Source organism: Saccharomonospora iraqiensis subsp. paurometabolica YIM 90007 (assembly GCF_000231035.2).
Lineage (GTDB): Bacteria > Actinomycetota > Actinomycetes > Mycobacteriales > Pseudonocardiaceae > Saccharomonospora > Saccharomonospora paurometabolica.
Genome location: NZ_KI912213.1, coordinates 3,870 through 10,220 on the forward strand (window position 1 = coordinate 3,870; position 6,351 = coordinate 10,220).

General features: G+C 71.8%; 7 protein-coding genes and 1 pseudogene. All 8 read right to left on the minus strand.

What is annotated here, in order from left to right; translation table 11 throughout:
* A pseudogene (locus SACPADRAFT_RS32225) lies at positions 1-303 on the minus strand (hypothetical protein); the annotation flags it as partial.
* A 90-nt stretch (positions 304-393) separates the two neighbouring features.
* Entirely contained in the window at positions 394-1,332 is a 939-nt protein-coding gene (gene wag31, locus SACPADRAFT_RS0204620) for a DivIVA-like cell division protein Wag31 (RefSeq protein WP_007026016.1), read from the minus strand.
* Positions 1,333-1,382: 50 nt separating this feature from the next.
* The gene (locus SACPADRAFT_RS0204625; protein ID WP_007026017.1) at positions 1,383-1,667 is read right to left on the minus strand and encodes a YggT family protein; all 285 of its coding nucleotides are present in this window, start codon (positions 1,665-1,667) and stop codon (positions 1,383-1,385) included.
* Between the two features lie 32 nt (positions 1,668-1,699).
* Positions 1,700-2,314: a cell division protein SepF gene (locus tag SACPADRAFT_RS0204630; RefSeq protein ID WP_007026018.1), complete on the minus strand. Its 615-nt coding sequence runs from the start codon at positions 2,312-2,314 to the stop codon at positions 1,700-1,702.
* 194 nt (positions 2,315-2,508) lie between these two features.
* Positions 2,509-3,246: a YggS family pyridoxal phosphate-dependent enzyme gene (locus SACPADRAFT_RS0204635; protein WP_007026019.1), complete on the minus strand. Its 738-nt coding sequence runs from the start codon at positions 3,244-3,246 to the stop codon at positions 2,509-2,511.
* Positions 3,247-3,248: 2 nt separating this feature from the next.
* Positions 3,249-3,968: a peptidoglycan editing factor PgeF gene (gene pgeF / locus SACPADRAFT_RS0204640; protein ID WP_007026020.1), complete on the minus strand. Its 720-nt coding sequence runs from the start codon at positions 3,966-3,968 to the stop codon at positions 3,249-3,251.
* A 79-nt stretch (positions 3,969-4,047) separates the two neighbouring features.
* On the minus strand, positions 4,048-5,493 hold the full coding sequence (gene ftsZ / locus SACPADRAFT_RS0204645; RefSeq protein ID WP_007026021.1) for a cell division protein FtsZ: 1,446 nt from the start codon (positions 5,491-5,493) through the stop codon (positions 4,048-4,050).
* A 215-nt stretch (positions 5,494-5,708) separates the two neighbouring features.
* Positions 5,709-6,350 carry a cell division protein FtsQ/DivIB gene (locus SACPADRAFT_RS0204650; protein WP_157577069.1) on the minus strand — a complete coding sequence of 214 codons (642 nt, stop codon included), beginning with the start codon at positions 6,348-6,350 and terminating at the stop codon, positions 5,709-5,711.
* Between the last annotated feature and the right edge of the window lies 1 nt (position 6,351).

Sequence of the window (6,351 nt, forward strand, 5' to 3'; positions counted from 1 at the left end):
GGTGTCGGCCGGGTCCGCGGTGTCGGCCGGGTCCGCGGTGTCGGTCTCGGCCGGGTCGCCGGTCTCCGTCGCGTCGACCGTCTCCGCCGGTTCGGATCCGCCGGTGGTGCCGTCCGTCCCGGTCGTGTCGGCGGAGGCGGCGTCCGGGCCGGTACGGCCCCGCCTCCAGTCGACGACCAGTAACAGCCCGGCGACGGCGGACAGTCCGATCGAGATCCAGGCCCAGAGCGATCCGGCCGTGACGAGTGCCGCCACCACCAACCCCAGGGCCGCCAGCACCAGAAGTAGGACGAGGAAAAGCACGGTGAATTACACCACGTCGGTCACGGAACCCGCCCGCCGACCCGCCGACCACGGTGGCGGCGTGTCGGTCCGGTCGGGCAGCGGCACCGTTCAGCCTGCCTCGGCCCGAGGGCCGAACGAGTAGCCCTGACCGCTGCTCCCACCGGTGCCGCCGGTGCTGTGACTGCCGGAACTGTGGTTACCGCTGCTGTGGCTCCCGCTGCTGTGCCCGCCGGAGCTCTCGCCGTTACCGGACTGGTTGCCCGACGAGGCGGAGGCGGGGGCCGCGGAGCCGCGGTCGTCGAGCTCGCGCAGCTGGGACTCCAGGAAGCCGCGCAGCCGGGTGCGGTACTCCCGCTCGATCGTGCGCAACTCCTCGATCTTCTTGTTCAGCGAGCTCTTCTCGGTGTTCAGCTCGTTCATCGTCTCGGTGTACTTGCGCTGCGCCTCGCGATCCATGTTGGTCGCCTTCTCGCGCGCCTGACGCTCCAGTGTCTCCGCCCTCGTCCGGGCGTCGCTGAGCATCGACTCGGCCTTCGTCCGCGCCTCGTTCACCATGGAGTCGGCCTTCGACCGGGCGTCGGACAGCAGCTGCTCGGACTTCGTCCGCGCCTCGGCGAGCATCCCGTCGGACTCGGTCTTGGCCTCGGCCGTCAGCCGGTCGGCCATCTCCTGTGCGAGCCCGAGCACCTTCGCGGCCTGCACGTTCGGCTCGCCGTTCTCGTTGGTCAGCCCGGTGGCCTGGGTCTGCTCCATCGCGGAGGTCGGCGGGGGGACCGGAGCCAGCCTGCGGGACGGTGCCTCGTCCTGCGCGCCGCCGCCCGTGCCGGCGGAGGACTTCGCGGACTCCAACTCACTACGGGCGGATTCCAACTCGGCATCGAGCTGTTCGACCTGTTGCCGCAGCTCGGTATTGTCCTCGATCAGCCGCGCGAGTTCGGTCTCGACGAGGTCGAGGAACGCGTCCACCTCGTCCTCGTTGTACCCACGCTTGCCGATCGGAGGTTTGCTGAACGCGACGTTATGCACGTCAGCAGGAGTCAACGACATCAGATCTCACCTCACGCACTCCAGGGCTGCCTTCCGGCCCGGATTCCCCGTTACCCGGGCAGCGCCAGTTGCATCAGTATGAACACAACCAACAGCAGCACCATAATCGATAGGTCCAGTCCCACGCCGCCGATCCGGACGACGGGGATGATGCGCCGCACGAGTCGAACCGGTGGGTCGGTCATTGTGTAGATGGTCTCGAGCACGACCGCAACCCCACCGGTGGGACGCCAGTCACGCGCGAAGGCGCGCACGAGCTCCACCACGATCCGGGCCGTCAGCAACAGCCAGAACGCGAAGAGCAGCCAGAACAGAATCAGCCGGACGGTGAGCACGGCGCCTACTCTGCCACACCCGTGTCCCGCGATCAGTGACGGAGGAAGAGACCGCCCTCGGCGATCCGCTTGCGGTCCTCCGCGGTGACGTCCACGTCCGGCGGTGAGAGCAGGAACACCTTGTTGGTGACCTTGTCCATCGACCCGCGCAGCGCGAACGCCAGCCCCGCGGCGAAGTCGACGAGCCGTTTGGCGTCGGCGTTCTCCATCTCCGTGAGGTTCATGATGACCGGGGCGCCGTCCCGGTACGCCTCGCCGATCTCCCGCGCCTCACCGTAACTGGTCGGGTGCAGGGTGATGATCCGGCTCAGCGGGTCCCGCGCGGTCTGCCGGGTGCTCTCGGTCGCGGGCCGCAGACGTGCCACCGGCTCCGGCTGCCGGTCCACGGCCAACGATCCGTGAACCGACGGCTCACTGCGGCCGGCGGTCCTGCCCCGACCGCGGCCCCCCGTGTTCTCCGCCTCCTCGAACTCGTCCATGACGTGGTACCGCGGCCGCGACCGGCGCGGCTTGGCCCCGGAGTACGGGCCCTCCTCGTAGGAGCCGTACCCGCTGTCCGGGTGGTCGCGCCGGTAGTCGTCGAGCTCGTACTCGTCCTCGGCAGGGACCATCCCGAAGTAGGCCTTCAGCTTCTGCAACGCGCTCATGCCTCTCCCTCACCCTCCGCGACGCCACCCGGGGTGTTCTTCCGTCCTCGTTGGGACCGTTCCCGACCGGTCCCGGTTCCCACCGGTGCGGGAGACGGGACCGGCCGACGACACCGCCGACCCGCCGACCACAGCGCCGACCCGCCGACCAGAGCGCCGACCTGCGTGTTCCGGTTCCCGAACGGCCCACTCGGTCAACCGTGCTGGGGCGAGGCTAGACCGCGCCCCCCGAGCAGCGCGGTTCCGACACGCACACACGTCGAGCCGTACCCGATCGCCTGTTCCAGGTCCCCGGTCATCCCCGCGGAGATCTCCGTGGCCCCGGGATGGTCCCTGCGCAGGGCCTCCGCGGCACGGGCCAGCCGTTCGAAGGCCGGTTCCGGGTCGGCACCCAGCGGTGCGACCGCCATCAGCCCCCGCAGGTGGAGAACATCACTCTCCCGGGCTACGGCCTCGGCCAGCCGACCGAGCCCGTCCACCGGACAGCCACCCCGTGCCGGATCGTCGTCGAGACTCGTCTGCAGGAGTACGTCCATCGGCGCGTCCCGCTCGCCCGCGTCCTGCGCCGTCCGTACCGCCCTGGCGAGCGCGTCGACCAGCCGGAGGGAGTCGACCGACTGCACCTCCGCGGCCCACCGGGCCACCGAACGCGCCTTGTTGCGCTGCAGCCTGCCGACCATGTGCCAGCGCACACCGGCCTCCGGGCGCAGGCGGGCGACCTCGCGCGCCTTCGCGGCCGCCTCCCGGTCGCGGTTCTCGGCCAGCCCGGTCACACCCAGATCGGTGAGTAACGCCGCGTCGGTGGCGGGGAAGGTCTTCGTCACGGCCAGCAGCCGCACCTCGTCCCGCGGGCGGCCCGCCGCGCGACAGGCGGCGTCGATCCGCCCGGACACGGCGGTCAGCGAGGCGGCGATCTCGTCACGGCGGTCCACCGTCACTCCTCGTACCAGGTCAGTGCGGCGATCCTGCCGGTCCGGCCGGTGCGCCGGTGGCTGAACAGGGTGTGGTCCTCCACCGTGCACCGGGGGTCCACCCCCACCGCGCCGACACCCAGTTCCCCGAGCTGGTTCCACAGGCCCGACCGCAGGTCCAGCGCGGGCCTGCCCGCGCGGCTGGAACAGGCGCTGCCGGGCAGGTGTGCCTCCACGTCGTCGGCCATCTCGCGCGGGACCTCGTAACACGCACCGCAGACGGCCGGTCCGAGCAACGCCTCGATCCGCTCGACCCGCGCCCCCTCGGCCGTCATCGCCGCCACCGCGGCGGGCAGGACACCGACGCGGGCACCCACCCGGCCCGCGTGCACGGCGGCGACCACTCCCGCCTCGGCGTCACCGAGCAGGACGGGGACGCAGTCCGCGACGAGCACGGCCACCGCGGTGCCCGGACGGGTGGTGACCAGTGCGTCCGTCGCCTCGGCCGGCTCCCCCTCGGTCCCGTCGACCACGGTCACCGTCCGGCCGTGGACCTGCTCCATCCACGCCACCCGGCCCAGATCGAGCTCGTCGGTGAGCCGTCGGCGGTTCGCCGCGACGGCGTCCGGGTCGTCGCCGACGTGGTCACCGAGATTGAACGAGTCGAACGGCGGCTTCGACACGCCGCCCGACCTGGTGGTCACGACCCGACGGATCCGCGCGGGACCCGACGCTTCCGACACGGCGCCCACTCCTTCGACTGCCGACCCTGGCGGGCCACTCCGGTTCCGCCCGCCGAGCCTACCGCGCGGGCGGAACCGCTCAGCGGCGCATGAAGGGGGGCACGTCGACGTCGTCGTCGGTCGGATCGTCGTCGGTGACCGGGAACGCCCGTCCACTCCAACCACCCTGGCTCCGCGGCCCGTCGACGGCCCCGGACTGCGCCGGCCCGGACGGAGCCCCCGTCGGCCTCGCGGAGACGGCACCCTGCCGACCCCCGCCCTGGTAACGGTCGCCGTGCTGACCACCCTGGTGATCGCCCTGCTGACCGCCGTCCCGGTGGCCGCCTCGGTCGTCCCCCTGCGGGGACGGCAGCGAGCCGGGCTGCGCACCCTCACCGGTCGCGGACGGCTGCGGCCTGCGCACCGGCGGGGTGGGGTTCGTGGGATCGCTCTCGGGCCCACCGCCCCCGGCCTCGCCCCGGCCGGTTCCGACGGGCCCGCCGTCCGACCCGGGGGCCGGCACGCCCGGGGGCGCCTCCTCCCCGGCGACGGCCCCCCGTGCGGTGAACGTGCCGGGGTCCAGCTTCTTGTGGGTGGGTGCGCCGGCGTCGAAACCCGCGGCGATCACCGTGACCCGGACCTCGTCGCCGAGCGAATCGTCGATGATCGTGCCGAAGATGATGTTCGCCTCGGGGTGCGCGGACTCCTGTACCAGCGACGCCGCTTCGTTGATCTCGAAGAGGCCGAGGTCGGACCCGCCCGCGATGGACAGCAGCGCGCCGTGCGCCCCGTCCATCGAGGCCTCCAGCAGTGGCGAATTGATCGCCTTCTCCGCGGCCTGCACGGCCCGGCCCTCCCCGCGGGCGGACCCGATCCCCATCAGGGCGCTGCCCGCCCCGGACATCACGCTCTTGACGTCGGCGAAGTCGAGGTTGATCAGGCCGGGGGTGGTGATCAGATCGGTGATGCCCTGGACACCGGAGAGCAGGACCTCGTCGGCGGAGCGGAAGGCGTCCATCAGGGAGACGCCGATGTCGCCGAGCTGCAGGAGCCGGTCGTTGGGGATGACGATGAGCGTGTCGCACTCGTTGCGCAGGGCCTGGATACCGTCCTCGGCCTGCCGGGCGCGGCGCTTGCCTTCGAACGAGAACGGACGGGTGACCACGCCGATCGTCAGTGCGCCGAGCTTGCGCGCGATCTGCCCGACGACCGGGGCGCCCCCCGTGCCGGTGCCGCCTCCCTCACCCGCCGTGACGAACACCATGTCGGCGCCCTTCAGGACCTCCTCGATCTCCTCACGGTGGTCCTCGGCGGCCTTCTGCCCGACCTCGGGCGAGGCGCCCGCACCGAGTCCGCGCGTCAGTTCGCGCCCGATATCGAGCTTGACGTCGGCGTCGGACATCAACAGGGCCTGCGCGTCGGTGTTCACCGCGATGAACTCCACGCCTTTCAGGCCGACCTCGATCATGCGGTTCACGGCGTTCACGCCGCCGCCGCCGATACCGACGACCTTGATCACCGCGAGGTAATTGTGCGGGGGCGTCATCGGGGTGCCTTCCTGATCGTGGTGGTGCTCTCGTGCGTCGGCGCCGGATGTCGGCGGGCCGGTCGGCTCCCGCGAACCCTCAACCTCAACCCGAGGTGCAGGGTTGTGTCAACTACCGACGTTGCTGGTGGACGGTAAGCATCGAACAGCGTGGAATCCAGCAGCGACCCGGCGTGTCGCCGAGGTGTTTCAGACCACCGTACCGTCGGGGTCGGTCAGGACACGGTGGGCAGTTCGGGGCTGGCGACATCGTAGACCGAGCCGTCCCTGGTCAGCAGGACCGACAGCACCCGTGCCTTGATCCGGTTCTGTTCCGCGTCCCCCCACCGCACCGTCGACCCGTCCCCGAGGTCGAGCCGGACGTCCCCGGGAGTGGCGGCCCGGACGGCGGTGACCCGCCCGGACAGCTCCGGCGGCAGGGACGCCAGCACGGTCGCCGCCGCCCGGCTCGCCGGGTCCTCCGGGGACGGATCCGCGTTCTCGAACCGGGGCAGCCCTGCGGGTGCCTCGTCGACCCGCTTGAACGGCGTCGCCGCGGTGTCGACCAGCGACACCGTGGTCCCGTCCACGTGGTACGCCACGGCCACCCGTTCCCGGACGGTGACCGTGAGGGTCGAGGGCCACGAGCGTGTGACCGCCACCTCGGCGACCTCCGGCAGTGCGGCGACCCGCCCGGCCACCGCGTCCGTGTCCACCCGCAGCATCGGCCGCTCCCGTGGCACGTCCGCCGCGCTGCGGATGTCGGCGGCCACCGCCCCGGACACCCCCACGACCTCGACCGAGCGCACCCCCAACGTCGGGGTGAACAGCAGGACGTAGCCCAGTCCGACCACGGTCAGCACGCTGAGCACGGCCACC